Annotated in this window: 19 protein-coding genes; 10 read left to right on the top strand and 9 right to left on the bottom strand. The window is 64.3% G+C overall.

Features of this window, described 5'->3' with window-relative positions:
* Positions 1-126: 126 nt before the first annotated feature.
* The gene (locus THIVI_RS09095; protein WP_014778305.1) at positions 127-480 is read left to right on the top strand and encodes an acyl-CoA thioesterase; all 354 of its coding nucleotides are present in this window, start codon (positions 127-129) and stop codon (positions 478-480) included.
* 26 nt (positions 481-506) lie between these two features.
* Here the strand turns inward: THIVI_RS09095 and THIVI_RS09090 are convergent, their stop codons facing one another.
* Both THIVI_RS09090 and THIVI_RS09085 read right to left on the bottom strand, forming a co-directional pair.
* The gene (locus THIVI_RS09090; RefSeq protein ID WP_014778304.1) at positions 507-941 is read right to left on the bottom strand and encodes an acyl-CoA thioesterase; all 435 of its coding nucleotides are present in this window, start codon (positions 939-941) and stop codon (positions 507-509) included.
* An 86-nt stretch (positions 942-1,027) separates the two neighbouring features.
* A complete protein-coding gene (locus THIVI_RS09085) occupies positions 1,028-1,624 on the bottom strand; it encodes a hypothetical protein (RefSeq protein WP_014778303.1) in 597 nt (198 codons plus the stop codon).
* 317 nt (positions 1,625-1,941) lie between these two features.
* On the opposite strand from THIVI_RS09085, the gene THIVI_RS09080 reads away from it, so the two are divergent.
* A complete protein-coding gene (locus THIVI_RS09080; protein ID WP_014778302.1) occupies positions 1,942-7,458 on the top strand; it encodes an alpha-2-macroglobulin family protein in 5,517 nt (1,838 codons plus the stop codon).
* Positions 7,459-7,589: 131 nt separating this feature from the next.
* Here THIVI_RS09080 and THIVI_RS09075 read toward each other — a convergent pair whose 3' ends face one another.
* The 6 genes from THIVI_RS09075 to THIVI_RS09050 all read right to left on the bottom strand — a co-directional run bounded on the left by THIVI_RS09075 (position 7,590) and on the right by THIVI_RS09050 (position 11,840).
* Complete coding sequence (locus THIVI_RS09075; RefSeq protein WP_014778301.1) at positions 7,590-7,895, bottom strand: PIN domain-containing protein; 306 nt, start codon at positions 7,893-7,895, stop codon at positions 7,590-7,592.
* On the bottom strand, positions 7,885-8,136 hold the full coding sequence (locus tag THIVI_RS09070) for a UPF0175 family protein (RefSeq protein ID WP_014778300.1): 252 nt from the start codon (positions 8,134-8,136) through the stop codon (positions 7,885-7,887). The genes THIVI_RS09075 and THIVI_RS09070 overlap by 11 nt, the downstream gene beginning before the upstream one ends.
* 45 nt (positions 8,137-8,181) lie before the next feature.
* The gene (locus THIVI_RS09065) at positions 8,182-8,859 is read right to left on the bottom strand and encodes a TIGR04211 family SH3 domain-containing protein (protein ID WP_014778299.1); all 678 of its coding nucleotides are present in this window, start codon (positions 8,857-8,859) and stop codon (positions 8,182-8,184) included.
* 116 nt (positions 8,860-8,975) lie between these two features.
* Positions 8,976-9,902, bottom strand: coding sequence for an ornithine carbamoyltransferase (gene argF / locus THIVI_RS09060; protein WP_014778298.1), 927 nt, complete (start codon positions 9,900-9,902; stop codon positions 8,976-8,978).
* Positions 9,903-9,931: 29 nt separating this feature from the next.
* Positions 9,932-11,110: an aspartate aminotransferase family protein gene (locus tag THIVI_RS09055; protein ID WP_041446911.1), complete on the bottom strand. Its 1,179-nt coding sequence runs from the start codon at positions 11,108-11,110 to the stop codon at positions 9,932-9,934.
* 148 nt (positions 11,111-11,258) lie between these two features.
* Complete coding sequence (locus THIVI_RS09050; RefSeq protein WP_014778296.1) at positions 11,259-11,840, bottom strand: superoxide dismutase; 582 nt, start codon at positions 11,838-11,840, stop codon at positions 11,259-11,261.
* Between the two features lie 291 nt (positions 11,841-12,131).
* On the opposite strand from THIVI_RS09050, the gene THIVI_RS09045 reads away from it, so the two are divergent.
* Both THIVI_RS09045 and grxD read left to right on the top strand, forming a co-directional pair.
* The gene (locus tag THIVI_RS09045; protein WP_014778295.1) at positions 12,132-13,907 is read left to right on the top strand and encodes an N-acetylglutaminylglutamine amidotransferase; all 1,776 of its coding nucleotides are present in this window, start codon (positions 12,132-12,134) and stop codon (positions 13,905-13,907) included.
* Between the two features lie 59 nt (positions 13,908-13,966).
* Positions 13,967-14,302, top strand: coding sequence for a Grx4 family monothiol glutaredoxin (gene grxD / locus THIVI_RS09040; protein ID WP_014778294.1), 336 nt, complete (start codon positions 13,967-13,969; stop codon positions 14,300-14,302).
* 195 nt (positions 14,303-14,497) lie between these two features.
* On the opposite strand, the gene rnt is transcribed toward grxD, so the two are convergent.
* A complete protein-coding gene (gene rnt, locus THIVI_RS09035; protein WP_041447454.1) occupies positions 14,498-15,175 on the bottom strand; it encodes a ribonuclease T in 678 nt (225 codons plus the stop codon).
* A 162-nt stretch (positions 15,176-15,337) separates the two neighbouring features.
* On the opposite strand from rnt, the gene THIVI_RS09030 reads away from it, so the two are divergent.
* The 6 genes from THIVI_RS09030 (at position 15,338) to THIVI_RS09005 (ending at position 22,273) form a co-directional block, all read left to right on the top strand.
* Positions 15,338-16,630, top strand: coding sequence for an ABC transporter substrate-binding protein (locus THIVI_RS09030; protein WP_014778292.1), 1,293 nt, complete (start codon positions 15,338-15,340; stop codon positions 16,628-16,630).
* On the top strand, positions 16,627-19,182 hold the full coding sequence (locus tag THIVI_RS09025) for an ATP-binding protein (protein WP_014778291.1): 2,556 nt from the start codon (positions 16,627-16,629) through the stop codon (positions 19,180-19,182). Before THIVI_RS09030 ends, THIVI_RS09025 begins: the two co-directional genes overlap by 4 nt.
* Positions 19,136-19,801: a response regulator gene (locus THIVI_RS09020; RefSeq protein ID WP_052314997.1), complete on the top strand. Its 666-nt coding sequence runs from the start codon at positions 19,136-19,138 to the stop codon at positions 19,799-19,801. The genes THIVI_RS09025 and THIVI_RS09020 overlap by 47 nt, the downstream gene beginning before the upstream one ends.
* Positions 19,802-19,849: 48 nt before the next feature.
* Positions 19,850-20,959: an IS5 family transposase gene (locus THIVI_RS09015; RefSeq protein ID WP_041447215.1), complete on the top strand. Its 1,110-nt coding sequence runs from the start codon at positions 19,850-19,852 to the stop codon at positions 20,957-20,959.
* A 24-nt stretch (positions 20,960-20,983) separates the two neighbouring features.
* Complete coding sequence (locus THIVI_RS09010) at positions 20,984-21,286, top strand: GGDEF domain-containing protein (protein ID WP_041446909.1); 303 nt, start codon at positions 20,984-20,986, stop codon at positions 21,284-21,286.
* Between the two features lie 81 nt (positions 21,287-21,367).
* Positions 21,368-22,273, top strand: a complete 906-nt coding sequence (locus THIVI_RS09005; RefSeq protein WP_014778290.1) for a TraB/GumN family protein — start codon at positions 21,368-21,370, stop codon at positions 22,271-22,273.
* Positions 22,274-22,285 lie beyond the last annotated feature (12 nt).

Raw genomic sequence — 22,285 nt, 5'->3', positions numbered from 1 at the left:
AATTTTTATTGGAGTGCGCGAGAATCGCGGGGGCGAAAATAACCCGGCTTGCCGTGCAGTTATATAGATCCAGCGCAGTTAAACGACGGTTTTATGACCGCCCGTTCATCATTGAGGAGTATCCGGATGGAGAGTTACACGGTCGTGCGGCCCGAGCATCTGAACCATTACGGTCATCTGTTCGGGGGCTGTCTGCTGAAATGGGTGGACGAGATCGCCTGGATCGCCGCCAGCCGCGACAATCCCGGCTGTCGGTTCGTGACCGTCGGCATGGATCGGGTCGAGTTCCATCGCGGCGTGCATCAGGGCGCGGTACTGCGTTTCGACGCGGGCGAGAGTTGCCGGGGCCGGTCCTCCGTGACCTATGGGGTTCAGGTTTTCGCCGACGACATCGAAACCGGAGCGGAGGAGCCGATCTTTTCGACCTGCATCACCTTTGTCCGGCTCGACGAGGCCGGACGCAAGATCCCGATCGACTGATCGACCGCCGCCGTCGCGGGCGAGGTTCAGGATGTATGCGCGTCGTCCGCGAGATATGCGGACAAGGCTAGGCGCAGTGACTCCGATAAGTCCATGACTGGCGCGATGTCGGCGCTGACCTCGACATGGACCGTGCGAGCGGTCGCCGCGACCTCTCCCAGATGATCGATGAATCGATAGCCGATGGCGAACGAACGTCGGCGAATCTCCAGCACCGAGACCCGAACCCGCACCGAATCCCCGTGGCGCAGGGGCCGGCGATAGTCCGCTTCGGCATGTGTCAGCGGCAGAAGCATCCGGCCATCGCGGATCATCAGGTCCACTGGAAAGCCGATCATGTCCATGAATGCCTCGAAGGCATCATGCGCGTGGCGGAACAGATGGCCAAAAAAAAGCAGCCCGGCGGCGTCGGTATCGTGTAGGCGGATGGTGAATTCGTGTTCGTGGAAATCGGTTGTCATCGGGGCCAAGGTCCATGCGTCGGGCCGCCGCGCCGTCTCCGTCTGAATGCGAAGGTGGCGGGCGGCCTCGGTGCGGTTGCTGTGGCTTATGCCCGGCTGCGCTTAGCCATGATGGAACCGCGCACGCTGATCAGAACCAGTGCACCGGCGACGAAGGCGATGACCCCCATCACGATGATCATGGTCAGCGGCTTGGTTTGCGGATCGGCGATGCGGAGCGTTTTGCCGATCGGCTCCAAAATGGAGACATTTGCCGGCGCGGCCAGCAGATAGGTGCAAATGGCCATGAAGGCGCCAAAAAAGAGCGCTTTGAAGTCGATGTACAGACCGGCGACGATGGCGCTCATGCTCAGCAGATAAAGCAGTACCAGGGTGTATTTCTGATCGCCCAGGGCCGAGCTGATGCCTTGGGTCTGGAACATCCACAGGACGCCGATCAGCAGCCCCCAATGGATGAACTGTTTGATGAGATACATGAGGTACGAACGATTGGCCGCATAGGTCTGTCCCCAACCGGAGAGGAGCGAGATGACGGCGACAACCGCGACGAAGATTTCCCAGTAATGGACCGTGCCGCCAAGACTCTCGCGGGTGAGCGCGAGGAGGACAATGGCGCCGACATAGAGAATCACCGACGGAAGCAGCGCAACCAGCAATGACCCCTGTTTTGCGGATTTAGACATTGACGAACCCTCCTGAAATGGACATCTGTGGTGAAGAGTCGATGATCCACGGGCAAGGCACGCGCAATCATCGATTGTGTCAAGCACGACGATCTTAACCCTTACCGAAACTGAGTGTTAAGGAAAATGCATCGGCGTCTCGAATCGTCGTGGTCCAGATCATGGCTTGTTCGTGTTCGATTTGCCACAAAGAGTCGTCTGTTCGCAGCCGGCAAGCCGGGCGCCAATTCTTGGCGGATGATCGCGCGCGCTAGGTTTACCGATGTCCGAGAAGGCACTAGAGTTGACCCATCGGGGTCATTGTTCAGGGGGTCGCCATGTCTGGTGTCAGGCTCATCGCGCGCTTGTTCGCGTGTTTCGTTCTGGGATTCGTCGCGTTGGGGCTGCTTGGCGTGGCGGTTCCGACGCAGGCCGCGCAACGCGCGCTGACAGTTCTGCCCGGGATGGACGTGTTCGGTCACGACTACGCGACCCTGAAAGAGGTTAGCCTGGATGCGTGTAAGTCGGCTTGCCTGGACGATGTCCGCTGCCGGGCGTTCACCTTCAACGTCAAGGCCGGTTGGTGTTTTCTGAAGGAGGATGGTCGTGATCGCCGCCCCTTCGACGGGGCGATCTCCGGTTTGATCGTCGAGGGCGCGACGCCTGCGGCCGATTTCAAGGCGATGCGTCTGGCGGAACTGCGCTTTCTGCCCCCGCGCGCGTTGAGCGAGGCCAGGGCGCTTGAGGAGCGGATCGCCCGGATGGCGTCGCCGGCCGGGCGTCGCGACGCGCTCGTCGCCGAGGCGCGGGTGGCCGCGAACGCCGGCAATCATCAGCGCGCCGCCGATCTCCAGGCCGCCGCTCTGCGTCTCAATGCCGAGGATCGGGGGCTCTGGGCGGATCTCGCCGTCTCCGCCCTCGCGGCCCAACCGTCGGATTGGCAGACCCAGCAGCGTTTCAAACAGGATGCGACCGCCGCCGCCATCAATGCCTATCTGCGTTCCGAGGATGCGCAAAATCGCGCCGACGCGCTCGCCCTGCTTGGACGCGCCTTCGCGCAACGTCAGGACTGGCGGCCGGCGATTCGCGCCACCCGCGCCGCGCTGGCGTTGGCCGAGTCCGCCGAGACGCGCGCCGCTCTCGACCAGTGGATCGCCGAGCATGGTTTTCGCGTGACCGGACATGAAGTCGACTCCGACGCCGCCAGTCCGCGGATCTGTCTCCAGTTCAGCGATCCATTGCCCCGCGACCGCGCCAATCTGAACGATTTCGTGCGGGTCGCCGACCGGACCGATCTGCCGGTGGAGGTGGAGGCGCAACAGATTTGCATCGACGGCGTGCGGCATGGCGAGCGGTATCGCGTGCAAGTGCGCGCCGGACTGCCCGCCGCCGATGGAGAGGCGCTGGTCAAGGGGGCCGATCTGGAAATCTATGTGCGCGATCGTGCGCCGATGGCCCGTTTTCTGGGGCGCGCCTATGTGCTGCCCAAGGGCGGCGAGGCGGCGATTCCGGTGGTCTCGGTCAACACGGATCGGATCGAGGCGGCGGTCTACCGGGTCGGCGACCGCGCGCTGACCCAGGCCATGGAGAACGGCACCTTCCGTGCCCAGCTCGATCGATGGGCCGCCAATCGGATCGTCGATCAGACCGGCGAGGCGGTCTGGACGGGGACGGTCGAGATCAGGCCCGAGTTGAATCGGGAGGTGACCACGGCGGTGCCGGTCGGCGCGTTGATCGCCGACATCGAGCCGGGCGCCTATGCAATGACCGCAAGGCCCCGGAATGCGACCGACCGCTCGGAGAACCTCGCGACGCAGTGGTTCGTCGTCACCGAGCTGGGGCTGGCGACCTTCGCCGGCAATGATGGACTGCATGCGCTGGTGCGCTCGCTCGCGACCGCCCGGCCCGTGGGCAAGGTCGCGGTGCGTCTGGTGGCGGTCAATAACGACATCCTCGGACAGGCGACCACGGACTCCGAGGGGCATGCCCGCTTCGAGCCGGGTCTGCTACGCGGCACGGGCGGCAATGCCCCGGCGCTGCTGGTCGCGGAAGGGCCGGACGGCGACTATGCCTTTCTCGATCTGACCCAGACCCCCTTCGATCTCGGTGATCGGGGCGTCGCGGGCCGCCCGCCGCCCAAGCCGCTGGATGTCTATCTGGTCAGCGAGCGCGGCGCCTACCGGCCCGGCGAGACGGTTCATCTGACCGCCTTGGTCCGCGATGCGCGGGCGAATGCGGTCCCGAATCTCCCTCTCACGCTGATCGTCAAGCGTCCGGACGGGGTGGAGTTTCTGCGCGAGCTAACCCAGGATCAGGGCGCGGGCGGGCATCAGTCCGCCGTCACTCTGAGCCGCTCGGCCATGCGCGGCACCTGGCGCGCCCAGGTTTATACCGATCCCAAGGGCGAGCCGCTGGCCGATCTGGCCTTTCTGGTGGAGGACTTCGAGCCGGAGCGTCTGACCTTCGATCTGGCGAGTCAGGCCGCGGCCATCGATCCGGAGGCCCCGCCGGACATCGCCCTGGATGCCCGTTTTCTCTATGGCGCGCCCGCCGCCGGATTGGCGGTCGAGGGCGAGATCCGGTTGACGCCGGCCGATACCCTGCCCGGTTTCCCCGGTTATCGCTTCGGTCTGGAGAGCGAGGCGTTCGCGCCGGTCGGCGGTCCGCTGACCGCCACTCAGACCGATGGGCAGGGCAAGGCCGCGATTGCGCTGACCGTCCCGGAGATCACGCCGACCAGCAAGCCGTTGGAGGCGAGCGTTCAGGTGCGGGTGGTGGACGACAATGGGCGTCCGGTCGAGCGTTCGCTGAGCCTCCCGGTGGCGTCGAAACAGGCGCGCATCGGGATCAAGCCGCTGTTCGACGGCTCGGTGGAGGAGGGCGGCAATGCCCGTTTCGAGGTGATCGCGCTCGGCGCGGATGGCGGACGGATGGCGCTCGGAGGGCTGCGCTGGACACTCTCGCGCCTGACGACCAGTTTCCAGTGGTACGAGTCGGATGGCACCTGGGACTACGAGCCCATCACCTCCAGCCAGCGCGTTGCCGACGGGACGCTCGATGCGGGTCTGGACGAAGTCGGACGGATCGAGTCGCCGGTCGACTGGGGCGCCTATCGGCTGGCGCTGGAAGCGCCGGAGGGGGCTGTGCTGCCGGTCGACCTGGAATTCGAGGCCGGCTGGTATGTCAAGCCCGGCGCGCAGGATACGCCGGATCTGCTCAAGGTCTCGTTGGATAAAGAAAAGTACCGGGTTGGCGAGAAGGTCAAGGCGCGGATCGAGCCGCGTTTCCCCGGTCTGGCGCTGGTGATGGTGGTCGATGACCGCGTCATCGCCATGAAGGCGGTCGCGGTGTCCGAGTCGGGCGCGACGGTCGAACTGCCGGTCACGGCGGACTGGGGACCGGGCGCCTATGTCACGGCCGTACTCTACCGGCCCATGGATCTGGCCGCCAAACGGATGCCGGCGCGGGCCATCGGTCTGACTTGGGCGGGCGTCGATCCAGGTCAGCGCGCACTCGATCTCAAGCTCGATCTGCCGCCGGCACTGACCGGCACCGTCAGCCCGCGCCAGACCATCGAGATTCCGGTCGCGGTCGGCAATCTGGCGGGTCGGAGGGCCTATGTGACGGTCGCCGCGGTCGATGCCGGCATTCTCAATCTCACCCGCTATCAGCCGCCAGCGCCGGAGGATTGGTATTTCGCCCAGCGCCGGCTTGGGATGGAGATCCGCGACTTTTATGGTCAGCTCATCGACCGCATGCAGGGCGTGCCGGGCATCGTGCGCTCGGGCGGCGATGGTTCGCTGCTGAAGCTGGAGGGGCCGCCGCCGTCCGAGGAACTGGTGGCCTACCATTCCGGGATCGTCAAACTCGACGACCAGGGCCGGGCGAGCGTCTCCTTCGCCATTCCGGATTTCAACGGCACCCTGCGCGTCATGGCCATGACCTGGTCCACGGACGGAGTCGGGCATGCGGTGACGGATCTGCTGGTGCGCGATCCGGTGGTCGTGTCCGCCGCGCTGCCGCGTTTTCTGGCGCCGGGGGATCGCTCGCGTCTGCTGGTCAATCTGGCGCATGTCGAGGGTCCGGCCGGGGCGGTCGAGCTGACCGTCGCGACTGCTGGCGGCAATACCCTGATTCCGGCCGAGTCCGCCACCCGCGCACTGAATCTGACCGAGGGCGGACGCAGTCAGGTGACGGTCCCGATCAAGGCCGTCGGCGTTGGCGACGACGCACTGACCATTGCACTGCGAACCCCGGATGGCCGCGACTTGCTGAAAACGCTGACCCTGCCGGTGCGTTCCAACGCACCGCCTACCTCCCGTACCCAGGCGACGGAACTGCCGTCCGGCGGCGAACTGCGTCTGGACGCGGACCTGCTGTCCGACCGGCTGCCAGGCACGGGGTCGCTGCTGGTCTCCATCGGCGGCGCCGGCCGGCTGGATGTCGCGGGTCTGCTGATGGCGCTGGACCGTTATCCCTACGGCTGCACCGAGCAACTCACGAGCCGCGCACTGCCGCTGCTCTATCTGGACGAGGTCGCCGGCGCGGTCGGTCTGACGGGCGACGGCCCCGCGACTTCGCCCAAGGTCAAGGAACGGATCCAGTCGGCCATCGCCGAGATTCTGACCAATCAGGGTAGCAACGGCAGTTTCGGGCTGTGGGGGAGCGGGGGCGGCGACGACGGCTGGCTCGATGCCTATGTCACCGATTTCCTGACCCGCGCTCGCGAACAGGGTTATCCGGTGCCGGATGCCGCCTTCGACATGGCGCTCGACAATCTGCGCAATCGTCTTGCGTATGCTTCGGACTTCAGCCAAGGCGGCGAAGAGATTGCCTACGCGCTCTATGTGCTGGCCCGCAATGGCCGCGCCGCGATCGGCGATCTGCGGTATTACGCCGACACCAAGCTCGACGCCTTCGCAACGCCCATGGCCAAGGCCCAGTTAGGCGCGGGGCTCGCGCTCTACGGGGACCGCCCGCGCGCCGCGACGGTCTTTCGCAACGCCCTGGGGATGCTCTCGACGGACGGGGACGCGGGTGGCTGGCGGGCCGATTTCGGTTCGGATCTGCGCGATGGCGCGGCCCTGCTGACCCTGGCCGTCGAAACGGAAACCGCCGCGGTGGATGCGCGCGCGCTGGCCCGGCGTCTCCAGGATCAGTGGTCCGCCGCTGACCATGCCAGCACCCAGGACAGCGCCTGGCTCCTGCTCGCCGCGCATGCCTTGACGTCGGGCGCGGATCAGCCGGAGTTGATGCTCGGCGGCGAACCCGTGAAGGGCGGGCTCTACCGTCGCTGGGATGTGGCGGATCTCGTGGCCCAGCCGCCGATCGTCGGGAATCGCGGCAGCGCGCCGCTGGAGGCGCTGGTCACGGTCACCGGCGTTCCGCTGACTCCAGAACCGGCGGGCGGTAATGGCTATCGGATCGAACGCGCCTATTACGATTTGGAGGGGCGGCGGATCCAGCCCTCCGGGATCGTCCAGGGCGGACGCCTGATCGCCGTGATCACGGTGACGGCCGATACGCCGCGTCAGGCGCGCCTGATCGTCAACGATCCGCTGCCAGCCGGTTTCGAGATCGATAACCCGAACCTCATCAAGGCCGGCGACATCGCCGACATCCCCTGGCTGGGTCTGGAGGAAGAAGCGGCGCACACCGCGTTCAGAGCCGACCGTTTCATCGCCGCCATTGATCGGAAGCCTGACGCGCGGCCCCAGTTCCAGCTTGCCTACCGTCTACGAGCCGTCTCGCCCGGACTCTTCGCCCATCCGGCGGCGACGGTGGAGGACATGTACCGTCCGCGTCAACGGGCCTGGACGGAGACAGGGACGGTGGAAGTGCGCGGGGTGGAGTAGGGGCGGTTGGCGGCTGTCAGTTGCGGGCGGTTTTCGGGAAAAATGTTCTCGTGATAAAGCCTGCTCGCAGCCCGCCGCCGTTAAGGCCAGACGCTTCAGAACGGTAATGAGCGCGTCGCCGCCAATGTCGCTCATTCGCCGGCCTGGTCTTTCAGAATCCGCAGAACGTCTTCGGATAACCACAGCCCCGACTGCCGGAGCTTCGCGATCCCCTCGCTGACGGAGGCCAGCAACCCGCGACGTTTCGCGAGGATGGGCCAGGATTGTTTGCCCAGTTCGCGCGCCGCCCGGTCTTCCCGTTCGTCGACCGTCACTTCCTGCCAGACGGCTTCGGGCACGACGATCTGTGTGAACAGGCGCGGCAACAACTCGGCCTGACCGCTGCGGAATAACGTGATCAACGGCGAGGCGTTGATGACGACGGCCTCAATCCGCATCGCGCAGTTCCTCGGCGACGTCGTCAGCGGTGTATTGGAACGGACTCACCTGGTAGCGCGAGAGCGCGTCAATAAAGCCCGCCCGCGTCAGGCCCGCAATCTCAGCGGCGCGGCCTTGGGAAAACCGACCGAGTTCATACCATTTGACGGCGGCGGCGATGCGCATTTCCTGCGCAAATTCACGGGGGGCTTGATGCAAGGTGGCAAAGGCCGATTCGGGCATGTCAAAGGTCAGTTGCATCACGTCGATCTCCAGGGCACAGGAACCAGCAGCAAATCGGTTTTCTCAAAAACTTCCCCACGAACTCTTGCGTCGGCGGAATTTTAGATGCGGCAGCAATAGGCCGAGCAGAACCCCACCAAATAGCACGGCAGCGCCGAGCATGAACCAGCGCTGTTTGATCTGATTCCTGGCTTCCGTTTGCTCCTGCATGAGTTCCTCGCGTTCGCGGGTGAGTTCGCTCGCCTGAATCCGGAGCCGATCCCGTTCGTTGGTGATTTCAAGCACATTCGCCGAGGCATGACGAATGGTGGCGAGTTCCTGCTCCAGTTGCTGCTTGGCCTGCTTGAGCGCCTGGGCGTCCTCGATGAGGATTGCATGTTCGGATTGGAGCTTGGAGAGTTTCGCGGCGAGCGCGTCCGGCGCCTGCTTCAGTTCGGCGAGTTGAGTTTGCAGGTTGGCAATTTGCGCACGCGCGGCAGGCTCTTTCTGAAGCTGACTGATGAGTACATAACCGAGTTTGCCGTCCTCGGTACGGACGCGGGCATACTCCGTGGTTTGATTGACGCTCAACACGTCGAGCGGCGTTCCGCTCTCCAGCATGCGGATGATCTTGTAACGCGTGCTTTCGCCCGCGCGCATGGTGATCTGAAGCTGATCCGTCACATACTGGGTTTCCGCCTGGGCAGGGGCGGTGCTCAGCGCGCCGACAACAATGAGCATGAAGAGCGGAAAGCGTCCCACGAGGTATCCTCCGAGGCGTAACGGTTGGCCTGCACCCGACAAAGGGAGAGAGGCTGAAGTCGTTGATCGTGTGTCATAACAAATGCAGTCCCTCGCGGGAACGAATCCGGCGTTTGTCACGCGGCGACCGTCAGCAGGAACTCCAGCAACGCCTTCTGGGCGTGAAGGCGGTTTTCCGCCTCGTCCCAGACCACGGATCGAGGACCGTCGATGACGGAGGCCGCGACTTCCTCGCCCCGGTGGGCGGGGAGACAGTGCATGAAAAGCGCATCCCCGGCCGCGCGCGCCATGACGGCGTCGGTGACCTGAAAGGGGGCGAACAGGGTTTGACGCCGCGCCTGCTCTTCCTCCTGGCCCATGCTGGCCCAGACATCGGTCGCGACCAGATGGGCGCCGTCAGCGGCCTCCTCGGGGTCGCGGACGAGGGTGCAGCGATCGCTGGCGGCGGCAAGGAGCGCCGCGTCCGGCTCGAAGCCCTCGGGACAGGCGATGCGCAACTCGAAATCGAACAACCGTGCGGCCTCCAGGAAGGAGTTGCACATATTGTTGCCATCACCGATCCAGGCAACGCGCCGACCGCGGATGTCGCCGCGAGACTCCTGATAGGTCTGCATGTCCGCCAGCAGTTGGCACGGGTGGAGACGGTCGCTCAGGCCATTGATGACGGGTACGCTGGAGTAAGCCGCAAAGCGTTCCAGCGTCTCCTGAGAGAAGGTGCGGATCATCACGGCGTCGACCATTCGCGAGAGCACGCGGGCGCTGTCTTCGATAGGTTCGCCCCGGCCGAGCTGGGTATCGCGGGGCGACAGAAAGAGCGCATGTCCGCCGAGCTGGACCATGCCGGTCTCGAAGGAGACACGGGTCCGGGTCGACGACTTTTCAAAGATCATCGCGAGCGTGCGGTACGGCAGGGGGCGGTAGTCCTGACCCGCTTTGAGCATCCGTTTGAGTTCGATGGCGCGGGCAATCAGGGCGCGGGCCTCGACATCGCTCAGGTCGAGCAGGCTCAGAAAGTGCCGGCAATGGGTTCGATGGGCATCCATGGAATCGCGTCTCTCCGACGAAGTCGTTCTCAGGCGTTGCCCAGAAAGCCTTCGATCAGGTGGGTCAGTTCGCGCACGAGTTGGTCGGCCTCGGGCTGCTCCAGAATCAACGGGGGCAGCAGTCGGATCACGCGCTCGGCGGTGACGTTAATGAGAAGACCGGCGGCGAGCGCCAGAGGCACCAGTTCGGCACAGGGGCGGTCCAGCTCGATGCCGATCATCAGGCCGCGCCCCCGAATCTCGGAGACGCCGTTGACGTGTCTCAGCGATTCGCGAAAGGCATTGAGCAGATACGCTCCCTGACGGGCCGCGTTCTCGACGAGGTTGGCCGCGTCGATGGTCTGCAGCACGGCGCGCCCGACCCGGCAGGCGAGCGGATTGCCGCCGAAGGTCGAGCCATGCGAACCGGGCGTCAGCACCTCGGCCGCCGCGCCGCGCGCGAGACAGGCGCCGATCGGGACGCCGTTGCCGAGTCCCTTGGCGAGCGTGATGACATCCGGGATGGCGGCGACGTGCTCATGGGCGAAAAACCGTCCGGTCCGCCCCATGCCGGTCTGGATCTCGTCGAAAATCAGGAGCCAGCCCTCGCGGTCGCAGAGGTCGCGCAGACGTGGCAGATAGTCGTCGGCGGGGAGACGGATGCCGCCCTCGCCCTGGATGGGCTCGACCAGGATGGCGACGATGTTCGGACGGTTCTCGGCGGCGATCTCGACCGCGTCGAGATCGTCGTAGGGGACACGCACGAAGCCTTGTACCAGTGGCTCGAAACCGGCCTGGACCTTGCGATTGCCGGTGGCCGAGAGGGTCGCCAGGGTGCGTCCGTGAAAACTCCCCTCGGTGACCAGGATCGCCGGGTTTTCCACACCGCGCCGGTGCGCGTGCAGTCGCGCGAGCTTGATCGCGGCCTCGTTGGCCTCGGCCCCGGAATTCGCGAAAAATACCCGGTCCATGCCGGCCCGTTCGGTCAGCATGGCCCCGAGACGTTCCTGCTCGGCGATGCCGTAGAGATTCGAGGTGTGGATCAGTTGGCCGGCCTGCTCGCAGAGTGCGTCGCGCACGGCGGGATGGGCGTGCCCGAGTCCGCACACGGCGATCCCCGAGAGCGCGTCCAGATAGCGTTTGCCATCGGTATCCCAGAGCCAGACGCCGTCACCTCGCGCAAAGGTGACAGGCAGGCGCTTGTAGGTGGCCATCAAGGGTTCGCTCATGGCGTCGGGGCCCGGAGTCATCGATCATCAATAAAACAAAAAAGGCGGTTCCTCCGCGAGGGAAACCGCCTTTGTCGTGAAGGCGAAGCTGTGGAATATAACGTGAAAGTCGCGCTCGATACAAGAATCGAGCGCGTCGTGCGCCCGCTTAGCCGGCGTAATTGTCGGCGACGAACGACCAGTTGATTTTATCCCAAATGCTTTCAAGGTATTTGGGGCGCGCGTTACGATAGTCGATGTAATAGGCGTGCTCCCAGACATCGACGGTCAGCAGCGCGGTCTTGCCCGAGGTCATGGGGGTGCCGGCATTGGAAGTGTTGAAGATCTCGATGGAGCCGTCGGCGTTCTTGACCAGCCAGGTCCAGCCCGAGCCGAAATTGGTGGCGGCGGATTGCGCGAACTGCTTTTTGAATTCGTCGAACGAACCGAACTTGGCGGTGATCGCCTCGCCTAGCGCGCCGGTCGGTGCGCCGCCGCCGGTCGGGCTCAGACAGTTCCAGTAAAAGGTGTGGTTCCAGACCTGTGCGGCGTTGTTGAACATGCCGCCGGAGGATTTCAGGATGATGTCGGTGAGGCTCAGGTCCGCGAACTCGGTGCCCGCGATCAGATTGTTCAGATTGGTGACATAGGTCTGATGATGTTTGCCGTAGTGATATTCGATGGTTTCGGCCGAGATGACAGGTTCGAGCGCGTTCTGAGCATAGGGCAATGCGGGTAATTCGTGGGCCATGGTGCGATGCTCCAGTCGAGTTTGCCAGTGAAGTGGATCTTGTGCGGTGAAACATAGGCCCGCATCCTGACAACTCAAGCCGCGTTAAACCGCGTTCGGCAGGATATTTGTTGGTTCTTGGATTTGGGTCGGCCTTGTCCGCATCGGGATGCGTCGGCGTCGACACGGTTTAAGTCTTTCATTTATGATGATTTAAACGGCGTTTCGCTGATCGCCGCGAGTGAGTGCGAGGCTGAAATTTCGCACAAACATGCGGATGTACTCTGGGCGCCGTTGAACGAGGGCGATGCGATGTGCGGTATCTGTGGAGAATTACGCTTCGACGGCATGCCGGCCAGCCTGGAGTCGATTCAGTCGATGATGGCCGAACTGGCCCGGCGCGGTCCGGATCACGGCGGCAGTTACAGCGACGGGGCGCTGGCCTTCGGTCATCGCCGACTGGCCATCATCGACCTCTCGGTGCGCTCCAATCAGCCCATGGTGGATGCGGAACTGGGGCTGGCGCTGGTTTTCAACGGAACCATCTATAACTATCGCGCGCTCCGGCGCGAGCTTCAGGATCAGGGTTATCGCTTCTTCTCCGAGGGCGACAGCGAGGTCATCCTCAAAGCCTGGCATGCCTGGGGTACCGGCTGCGTCGAGCGGCTGCACGGCATGTTCGCCTTCGCGGTCTGGGACGCCAACCAGCGGGTGCTGTTTCTGGCGCGTGATCGCTTCGGGATCAAGCCGCTGTATTGGTCCGAGCAGGGTCGCGCACTGCGATTCGCCTCCCATCCGCAGGCATTGCTGGCTGCGGGCGGGGTCGAGACGGCCATCGATCCGGTGGCACTGCACAACCTTTTTACGCTACACGCCGTGGTGCCGGCGCCGCGCACCATCCTCAAGGGGGTGCGCAAGCTCGCTCCCGGTCACTGGCTGCGCCTGGACGCCAGCGGCGGCCGCACCGAGCAGGCGTACTGGCATTTGTCGGCGACCCGCCCCGAGCGCCCGCCGAGCGAGTCCGAATGGCTGGAGTCGATCCACGCCGCGCTGCGTCACGCGGTCAAGATTCGCAGCGAGGTGGCGGATGTGCCGGTGGGCGTGCTGCTGTCCGGCGGTCTGGACTCCAGTCTGCTGGTCGCGTTGCTGGCGGAGGCGGGCGTGTCGGATCTGCGAACCTTCTCGGTCGGCTTCGAGGATACGCCGGAGGAGGCGGGCAGCGAGTTCCAGTATTCGGATCTGGTCGTAGAACGCTACGGCACCCGCCACCGCAAGTTTCTGGTCCCGAACGATCAGGTGCTGCGGCGCCTGCCGGAGGCTATCGACGCCATGGCCGAGCCGATGTTCGGTCAGGATGCGGTGGCCTTTTATCTGCTCGCCGAACAGGTCGCGCGCGAGATCAAGGTGGTGCAGTCAGGACAGGGCGCCGACGAGGTCTTTGGCGGTTATTTCTGGTATCCGCGCATGCGCGACGAGACCGGGGGGAGTCGGCTGGAGCGTTTCGCCAGGCACTATTTCGACCGTGACCACGCCGAATATCGGCGCCTGGTCACGGATGACTATGCCGGCGCGGATCACACCTCCGCTCTGATCGCCGAGCGGCTGGACGCGCCGGACGCCGACGAATTCATGGATGCGGTGCTGCGGCTCGATGTCACCACGCTGATCGTCGATGACCCAGTCAAACGGGTCGACAACATGACCATGGCCTGGGGGCTGGAGGCGCGGGTACCTTTCCTCGACCACCAACTGGTCGAACTTGCTGCCCGCTGTCCGCCAGAGCTGAAACTGCGCGAGGGCGGCAAGTATCCGCTCAAGGCGCTGGCGCGCGGTCTGCTGCCGGACGCCGTAATCGACCGGCCCAAGGGCTATTTCCCGATGCCGGCGCTCAAATATGTGCGCGGACCCTTTCTGGAGCTGATGCGCGATGCGCTCACTTCGCGTGCCAGCCGCGAGCGCGGTCTCTACCGACCAGCCTATCTCGATCAACTGTTGGACGCGCCGGATCTGCATCACACCCGCATCCAGGGCAACAAACTCTGGCATCTGGCTCTGCTGGAGCTGTGGTTGCAGCGGCATCTGGCTTGAAATGCCGACGCGCGCCCCGAGCTTCATTGATTATTGTCAATTTTCAACGAGGCGAAGAGATGGATGTATTGGAGCGCATCGGCGAGCAGGTGAAAGGCAACGCAGTCGTGATCTACATGAAGGGCACTCCGCAGTTTCCGCAGTGCGGGTTTTCCATGCGGGCCGCCGCGGCATTGCAGGAGTGCGGCCTCCCCTTTGCCTATGTCAACGTCCTGCAGGATCCCGAGATTTTCGAGAACCTGCCGCGCTATGCCGATTGGCCGACCTTTCCGCAGATCTATATCGACGGCGAACTGGTTGGCGGGTGCGACATCACCCTTGAATTGCATGCCAGCGGGGAACTCAAAACCTTGATGGAGCAGGCGGTCGCCAAGACAGAGGAGGCTGGCGGTTAGGGATTTGTTGAAAACGATCTATCTACGGAGAGGCAGTCAATGGACAGGATTCACAGGATTTTCCAAGATTGACAGGATTAAAAAAACTATCGCTTCTATCCTGTTAATCCTGCGAAATCGTGTTCATCATGTCCATTCGCTGCCTCTCGATGGGTAAGACGGCTTCCGGAAATCGCCTGACCTGACCAGACCAGGTCAGCCTTCTTTCGACATCAAGGTCAAGACATCCGGGCTGTTCTCCCAGAAACGCACGGGATCGAGATCGTGCCAGCGGTTGACGATCATGCAGAAGAGGCGCGCGGTCTGTTCGGCGTCATAGATGGCCGAATGCGCCTCGCTGTTCTGCCAGTACAGCCCGGCCGCCCGCGCGGCCTTGGCCAGCACCGTCTGACCGAACATCAGCCCCCCCAGCGTCACCGTATCGAAGACGCTGAAGGCGTGGAAGGGGTTGCGCTTGAAGCCGGTGCGCTCCACCGCCGCCTTCACGAAACCCAGGTCGAAATGGGCATTGTGTCCCACCAGGATGGCGCGATTGCAGCCGGTCGATTTGACGGCCTTGCGAATCGGCGTGAGGACGCGGGTGAGCGCGTCCTGTTCCGAGATGGCGTCACGGAAGGGGTGGTCCGGATCGATGCGATTGAACGCCAGCGCCCGCGGGTCGATCTCCGAGCCCACGAACGGCAGGACATGACAGGCGATCGGGGCCGAAGGCTCCAGCCGTCCGTCCGGTTTCATGCGGATAATGACCGCCGCGATTTCAAGCAGGGCATGACGCTGGGCGTCGAAGCCCGCCGTCTCCACGTCGACGACCACCGGCAGAAAGCCACGAAAGCGCTGCGCGATACCATCTGGAATCTGTTCTTCATCATTCATGGCGACAGCATAAGTGGCCGCGCGGCGAATGCCAAACATTGACTGCGTCCACGACCAGTATCAACCTCTCTTGAAACGGCTTTACACGCACCATGCGCGAGATCGAGCCATGTCTTGATTTCTGTCATTCCCAACCGACCAAGGAAGCGGGAGTGTATGGGCATGACTGAGCAAGACGATCGCTGTCCGCCTGTCTCCCACCGGCGCCGCCGGCTTTGCGCGGCCCTGGGCGCGTTCGCCTGCGGCGCCGGAGCCCTGCCGGCGGCGCCAGCCGTCCACACCAGGGGGCGCGTCAAACTGCGGGTGCTCGGCACCCACGTCACCCTGCGCGAGCAGATTCGCCAGCGTGCCGAGCAGGATCTCGGGATCGAGCTGATCTTCATGCCGGGCGGCAACGCCGAGGTGCTGTATCAAGGGGGCGCCCGCCCGGACAGCTTCGATCTCTACGAGCAGTGGTCCAACAGCATCAGGATTCTCTGGAGCGCCCGCTCGATCCAGCCCATTGACACCCGCCGTATCGCCCTCTGGAGCGAGGTCAACGACCTGACCAAGACCGGACGCCTGACCCCGGAGGCTCCGCTCGGTCAGGGCGACGCCCCTTACCGGCTGATCAATGTCCAGCCGGATGGCGGCCTGGGCGCGACGCCGAGCGAGCGCATCAGCTTCCTGCCCTATGTCCATAATGTCGATGCCTTCGGTTACGACACCCGCGTCGTCCCGCGCGGGGTCGCCTACGAAACCGAAAGCTGGGGCTGGCTGCTCGATCCGCGCTGGCACGGACAGGTCGCGCTGGTGAACGACCCTACCATCGGCCTGTTCGACGCCGCCCTGGCGGTCCAGGCGCGCGGGCTCATGACCTTTGCCAACATCGGCGACATCAGTAAGCCCGAACTGGACCAACTCTTCGACATCCTCATTCAATGCAAGCTGGACGGTCATTTCAGCGGCTTCTGGAGCGAGGTGCCGGAGTCCGTGGGGATGATGCGCGACGGCCGGGCGGCGCTCGCCAGCATGTTCTCGCCGGCGGTCGCCGCGCTCAACGAGGGCGGCATCCCCGCGGTTTATGCCGCGCCGCGCGAAGGTTACCGCGCCTGGCATGGGGTCATGTGTCTGTCGGCAAACACCCGCGGGCGCGAACTGGACGCGGCCTATGACTACATGAACTGGTGGCTGTCGGGCTGGGCCGGTGCCTTCGTCGCGCGTCAGGGCTATTACATCTCCGTCCCCGAGCGCGCGCGCCCCCTGCTGTCGCCCGCCGAGTGGGATTACTGGTACGAGGGCAAGCCGGCCGCCGAGGATCTGTGCGGCCCCGATGGCGAGCTTGCGGTGCGCGCCGGCACCCGGCGCAATGGCGGCTCCTACTGGCAACGCTTCGGCCATGTCGCGGTCTGGAATTCGGTCATGGACAGCTACGATTACAGCCTGCCGCGCTGGCACGAGTTGCTGCTCGCATGATCCGCGCGCTTCTCGCCCCGCTGAATCGATTATGCATCGGACCGCGGATCACGATCGGCTTCGCGGTGGTGCTGACCGTGCTCGTGGTTCTGACGCTCATCGGCAACCTTGCGTTGCGCCGTGCGAGTGTCGAGTTCGATCGCCTGGCGCTCTATCAGGGACAGACCAATCGCATCCTCGACATCGAGCGGCGCGCGATCGATCTCCAAAGGCGCGTGCTCGCCTACACCTATTCGGGGTATGGCGGCATCGTGGCGCGCGTGCGGGTCTCGATCCGCGAACTGCGGGTGCAAATCGAAATGGCAAAACTGGGGACGCGCGACCCCGAGCAGGCGCGTCTGTTACAGCGGATGTCCGAGGTCTTTCGACTCTATGGAGACAACTTCGAGTCGACGGTGATCGAGCGCGGCCAGCGCGACCGCGCGCTCCATCACGATTTCCAACCGCTCGGCCAGCGAATTGGCGAAAGGCTCGTCGAACTGCGCCAGGAGACTGCCCATTCCGGTGCCTATGACCTCGCCGCGCGGATTGGCTCCGCGCGGGAAAATATATTGCTTGCCCACCAGCACGCGCTGGAGTTCGAGAACGCCCCTGACTCGTCGCTGGCGCGCGCGGCCCACGCGAGCATCGATGCCCTTGAGCGCGAGCTCGCGGCGGCGCGCGACCAGCCGGGGTATGCCGCCGTCAGCGAGCGCCTGGGGGAGATCGCGACCCTGACGCGGGATTACCGCGCGGCCCTGTCGGGGTTTCTGCAAGCGACGCGCGCCTATCTGCATCTGGTCTATGTGGTTCTGGCCGGCGAAGCGGGCGAACTCGCGCAATTGGCCGACTTGCTGAAGACGCTCAACCTGACGCGGCAAACCGAGCTTCGCGCGCGGATGTTGCGCGAGAATCGCTTTATTCAACATGTGACCCTGTCGATTTCCTCGCTAGCGGTCTTTCTGACGATCCTGCTCGCCTGGCGCATCGGTCGCGGCATCACGCAGCCCCTGATGGCCATGACCCGCACCCTGACCGACCTGACGCAGGGACGTCTCGACGCCGAGATTCCCTATCGCGAGCGTACCGACGAGATCGGCGCCATGGCCCAGGCCGCCAACGTCTTTCGCGAGGAAGTCGCCAAGAAGGAGCGCGCCGAGGCCGCCAACCGGGCCAAGAGCCTGTTCCTGGCCCACATGTCCCATGAACTGCGCACTCCCTTGAACGCCATCCTGGGCTTTTCGCAACTCATGGCGCGCATGCCCGACACGCCGCCCGACCAGCAACGCTATCTGACGATCATCAACAACAGCGGCAGTCATCTGCTGGCCATGATCAACGACATCCTGGATATGAGCAAGATCGAGGCGGGGCAGTTGGAATCCGATTTCCAGCCCGTCGACCTGTGGCGGCTGCTCGACGAGATCGATTCGCTGTTCGGGCTGCGTGCCGCTCATCAGGGCATTGCCTTCGTCCTCGACCGCGGCCCCAACCTCCCTCGCGCGATCGGCACCGACCCCGGCAAGCTGCGTCAAGTCTTGATCAACCTGATCGGCAACGCCTTCAAGTTCACCGAGCGGGGCGAGGTGCGGATGCGGGTCGGCATCCAGGAAGCCGAATCGAAGGGGCTGCGTCTGATCGTCGAGATCGCGGATAGCGGGTGCGGCATCCCACCCGATCAACTCTCGTCCATCTTCGCGCCTTTCGTTCAGGCCGGGACGCGCGGTCAGGAAGGCACCGGGCTCGGCCTGGCGATCTGCCAGCGCTTTGTCGAGCTGCTCGGCGGCGAGATTCAGGTCGAGAGCGAACCGGGCCATGGCTCCCGGTTTCGTTTCTGGCTCCCGGTCGAGACCGCCGCGGACAGCGAGGCGCCGCCCTTGGACGAGCCGCGTCAGGCGTTGGAGCTGGAGCTGGAACCGGATCAACCCGCGTATCGCCTCCTGAGCGTCGAGGACAATCCCGACAATCGTCTGTTGCTCGCGACCATCCTCAAGCCGCTCGGACTGGAACTGCGCGAGGCCACGAACGGCGCGGAGGGCGTGCAACGCTTCGAGACCTGGCGCCCGCACCTGATCTGGATGGATATCCGCATGCCGGTCATGGACGGGCGCGAGGCGACCCGCCGGATTCGCGCCCTGCCGGGCGGCGATTCCTGTAAGATTATCGCCATCACGGCGAGTACCTTCGTCGAGGAACGTGCCCAGATCCTGGCCAACGGATTCGACGATTTTCTGAGCAAGCCCTATCGCGACACGGATATCCATCGGCTGCTCGGGCGCCATCTGGGTCTGCGCTTCCGCGCCGGGGAACGCCCGCCAGCCCCATTGGCCGCCTCGGCGACGATGCCCGAGGTACCGGAGGGGCTGATGTCGGTCATGCGGGACGCCGTGATCCTTGGCGACTCGGAGCGAATCGAGACGCTGCTCCAGGAACTTGACGAGAGACATCCCCAGGTTGCGGCCCTGCTCCGGGAGTGGGTTGCCGACTACCAATACGAACGTATCCTGCGCTGGCTCGAGGACGACGATGGACGCCGCACCGACCGCACCGCCGACCATCCTGGTGGTCGATGACACTCCGGGGAATCTCGATCTGCTGGGACGCATCCTCACCGACGCCGGCTACCGGGTCCGTCAGCTTCCGTGCGGCGAACTGGCGCTGACGTCGGCGCGGACCGCCCCGCCGGATTTGATCCTGCTCGATATCCGTATGCCCGGCCTGGACGGGTTCGAGGTGTGCCAACGGCTGAAGGAGGAAGCGATCACCGCCGAGATCCCGATCCTCTTCATCAGCGCGCTTCAGGACGCCGGCGACAAGGTTCGGGCGTTCGCGGCCGGGGGGCTGGACTACATCACGAAGCCTTTCCAGACCGAGGAGGTGCTGGCGCGGGTCGCCACCCACCTGCGGCTCAGCGCGCTGCAACGTCGTCTTGAACTGCAAAACCGAGAACTGGAGCGCCTGGCCACCACCGATCCGCTGACCGGCATCCTCAATCGCCGCAGTTTTACCGACTATGGTCTCCACTACCTCGCCCATGCCAACCGTTATGGTCGCCCCTTCGGACTCATCATGTTCGATATCGACAAATTCAAGGCGGTCAACGATTGTCACGGACATGGGGTCGGCGACAAAGTGCTGGTGGTCGTCACCGAGCGTATCCGCGCCTGTCTTAGAGGGTGTAGACAAAAATAATTGAGCTGCTATTTGTATACCAGTCTACAACTGAGCTGGTGTGCGCTGATGTCGAAAGCTGGTCGTCCCCCCAAGATTCACGAGGCGGAGCAAGCGGTATTGCGTCAAATTGTCACGGATCGCCCGACCTCCACGCTGTCAGAGATTGCCCGGGAACTCGCGGCACGGACGGGAATCGAGGCTCATGAAGCAACGATTCGCAAGTCCTTGCGGGAGGCGGGCGTCACGCGCCTCCGGGGCGAGAGTGGTCTCGAGGCGCAAGCGCGCGCAACGCCGCGTCGGTATGGGTATACGGATGCGCATCGTCGCCACGACCCCGACCAAAGCTACCCAAGTTGTCTGACCGATGCGGAGTGGGACTTGGTCGCCGCTCTCTTTGAGATGCCGGGCGGGCGGGGTCAACCGCCCCGCGTGTCGCGCCGGAGCATCCTGGAGGCGTGTTGCTACGTGGTGCGCACGGGGTGCGCGTGGCGGATGCTGCCGCACGATTTCGCGCCTTGGCAGAATGTCTACAAGACGTTTCGCCGTTGGAGTGCGGCTGGGAAGTTTGAGCAGATGCATGATCGACTGCGGGGGCAATGGCGCGAACGCGAGGGGCGTGAGATCGCGCCGACGGCGGCGGTGCTGGATGCGCAATCGACCCGCGGCTCGCCGCAGGGTGGACCGAGCGGCTTTGATGCGGGCAAGCAGGTCAAGGGGCGCAAGCGCAGCCTGGTGGTCGATACCTTGGGGTTCGTGTTGGCGGTGAGCGTGGTCGCGGCCAATCTTCAGGACCGCGATGCCGCCTCGGGCGCCGTCGCTGACGCGGCCGCCAAGTACCCCCAGATCAACACGCTGTTTGTCGATAGCGCCTACGCCGGTCAATTTGCCCAAACCACCGAGCAGACCCACGCGATCCGCGTGGAAGTCGTGCGCCATCCAGCCAACAAAAGCGTTGGCTCCTGGCACGTGGACGGGGCGCCTGACCGAGTGGTGATCGCCAACGCCGACGGCTTCGTTCCGCTGCCGAAGCGCTGGGTTGTCGAGCGCACCCATGCGTGGAATGAGCGTGCCCGTCGATTGATCATGCATCATGACCGTCTGCCAGCGGTCTCCGAAACCTGGGTTTGGCTGGCGGAGGCGCGCATCCTGCTGCGGCGGTTGACCACAACGGTTTGATTTTGTCTACACCCTCTTAGGGATGTGGACCTATTCGCGCGCTGGGGCGGCGAGGAGTTTATCGTCCTGGCCCCGGAGACGTCCCTGACGAGCGCCATCCGTCTGTCCGAGCGCCTGCGTCAGTCGGTTTCCGCCGCGCCCATCGATCCCGTGGGCACCGTCACCGCGAGCTTCGGGGTCGCCAGTGGGGAAGAACGTGAGACCTTCGAGGGGCTGATCCGGCGGGCCGACGACGCACTCTATGCCGCCAAGGAGGCCGGGCGCGATCAGGTGTTCCCGTCGCCTGAAAGCGCCCTGGATCAAGCGGCGAACGCTCATGAGAGGTGAAATCGATGAACGTCGCGGGGTGATGGTGTCAGTTTTGATCGCCGGTTTTTTCGAGTGGCAACGCTAGGGGACCATGCTGCATTGGGCAATCTCCGCAGACTGGCGGGACGCCGGCCGTGGTTTGTCTGGGGCATCGCCCTCTGGGCACTCCTGCTCGGCGGTCCGGCGGCGGGGGAGGCTGGGCGCGCGACGCACGGACTGCTTTACCGGGTCGATGCGCCGACGGCGGCGGCTCCCAGCTTTGTATTCGGGACGATTCACAGCGAGGATGCCCGGGTGACCGAGCTTCCCGCGTCGGTGCGCTCGGCATTCGATGGCTGCGCCGGCGTTGCGTTGGAGGTCATTCCCGACGCGGCGGCGATCATCAAGGCCATGATCACCATGACCTACACCGACGGTCGTACCCTGCATGAGGTGCTGCCGCCCGATCTCTATCTCGAGACGGTCACTGCGCTCGCCGACATCGGCATGTCCGAGGATGCGTTCAAGGATTTGAAGCCCTGGGCAGTGATGACGCTGCTGAGTACCCCGCCGACCGAAACGGGGCATTTCCTGGATATGGTGCTGTATCGCGCCGCACTCGCAACGGGCAGGCCCGTCCAGGGATTGGAAACCATGGAAGAGCAGCTTGCCGTTTTCGACGGGATGTCGGAGGCCGATCAGATCGGTCTGTTGCGCGAGACCCTGAAATCCAGGAGTCGGTTGCCGATCATGTTCGAGCAATTGACGCAGGTCTATCTGGCGCGCGATCTTGGGCGTCTGGTCGATCTGAGCGAGTCCTTTCTCCAAGGCGGCGATCCCAGGCTGGCGGGGCTGTTCCAGGAGGCCGTGATCGACGCGCGCAATCGGCGGATGGCAGAGCGCATGCGGCCGCTGCTGGAGCGGGGCGGATGGTTCGTCGCCATCGGCGCCTTGCATCTGCCGGGCGATGCGGGAATCATCGCGTTGCTTCGGCGTTTTGGATACGGGGTGTCGGTGCTGTATTGAAGTCCGTGCTCA

Source organism: Thiocystis violascens DSM 198, assembly GCF_000227745.2.
Classification (GTDB): domain Bacteria; phylum Pseudomonadota; class Gammaproteobacteria; order Chromatiales; family Chromatiaceae; genus Chromatium; species Chromatium violascens.
The sequence above is the reverse complement of the archived record's forward strand: the minus strand, read 5'-3'. Positions and strand labels throughout refer to the sequence as shown.